Genomic DNA, 1,406 nt, shown 5'->3' on the forward strand with positions numbered 1-1,406 from the left:
GCGCACCGAGCGGTGGGCGGCCGGCACGGTCACCCGGCTGCGTGCCGAACTCGGCGCCGGCTACGGGGGCAGCTGGCTCAGCGCGGACGGCGCGACGCTCACCGTGGCGGTGGCCGACGCGGCCGGCGAGGCGCGGGTCAAGGCGGCCGGCGCGGTCCCGAAGCGGGTCGCCCGGGGCGTCGCCGAGCTGGACGCGGTGAAGTCCCGGCTCGACGCGGCGGGCGGCGCGGCCAGCCCGGACATCGCCGGCTGGTACGTCGACGTGACCGACAACACGGTGGTGGTGGTCGCCCGTCCGGGCGCGGAGGCCGACGGCCGCCGGTTCGCCGCGGCCGCTGGGTCGAAGACCGCGATGGTCCGGGTACGCACCGCCGACGAGGCCCCGCGCCCGCTGTTCGACGTGCGGGGCGGCGACGCCTTCTTCATCAACAACGCCGGCCGCTGCTCGGTCGGCTTCTCGGTGGTGGGCGGATTCGTCACCGCCGGGCACTGCGGCCGGCCGGGGGACCGCACCACCGGATCCAACCGGGTCGCCCAGGGCACGTTCGCGGCCTCCTCGTTCCCCGGCGACGACTGGGCGTTCGTGCGGGTGAACGGCGACTGGACGCCGCAGGGCGTGGTGACCGACTTCAGCGACGGCCGCACGGTGGCGGTCAACGGCTCCACCGAGGCGCCGGTCGGGGCCTCGATCTGCCGGTCCGGCTCCACCACCGGCACCCGCTGCGGCCTGGTCCAGGCCAAGAACGCCACTGTCAACTATCCGGAGGGGACTGTCACCGGGCTGACCCGGACGAACGTCTGCGCCGAGCCGGGCGACTCCGGCGGCGCGTGGCTCTCCGGCGACCAGGCGCAGGGCGTCACCTCCGGCGGCTCCGGCGACTGCACCCGGGGCGGGGTCACGTTCTTCCAGCCGGTCAACGAGATCCTCCAGCGCAACAACCTCACGCTCGTCACCGCCGGTGGCCAGCCGGCCCCGACGCAGCCGCCCGCCGGTGGCGGGGAGACCGCCCCGCCGTCGACCGTCCCGCCGACCCCGCCGGCCGGTGACACCGAGTGCGCCGGCCAGGTGAGCCGGAGCGGCCGGATCGCCGCCGGGCGGGTCCAGGTGCAGCCGGACGGGCGCTTCTTCCGGGTGCCCGGCGGCACCCAGGAGGCGTGCCTGGCCGCGCCGGACGGCGTCCGGGTGACGCTGGAGCTGCAACGCTTCACCAACGGCGCGTTCCGTACCGTCGCCCGCGCCACCAGCGCCGACGGTGTGGCCCGGCTGACCGTCGAGGGCCCGGCCGGCGCCTACCGGTACCGGGTGACCGGACTGTCCGGCTCCGGCGAGTACACGCTGGCGTTCTCCGCCCGCTGACCGCCGCATCGGAACCGCGGCCCCCGACCACCACCGCCCGGTGGTCGGG

At 76.7% G+C, this 1,406-nt stretch carries 1 protein-coding gene; it reads left to right on the forward strand.

Translation table 11 applies throughout. The annotated features are described in order from the left end of the window. Window positions 1-1,357 (forward strand): S1 family peptidase (locus tag KBX39_RS31180; RefSeq protein WP_210873993.1); only part of this gene is annotated, 1,357 nt, incomplete at its 5' end. Window positions 1,358-1,406: the final 49 nt, after the last annotated feature.

It is taken from the genome of Micromonospora sp. D75, from assembly GCF_018070405.1.
GTDB classification, from domain to species: Bacteria; Actinomycetota; Actinomycetes; order Mycobacteriales; family Micromonosporaceae; genus Micromonospora; species Micromonospora chalcea.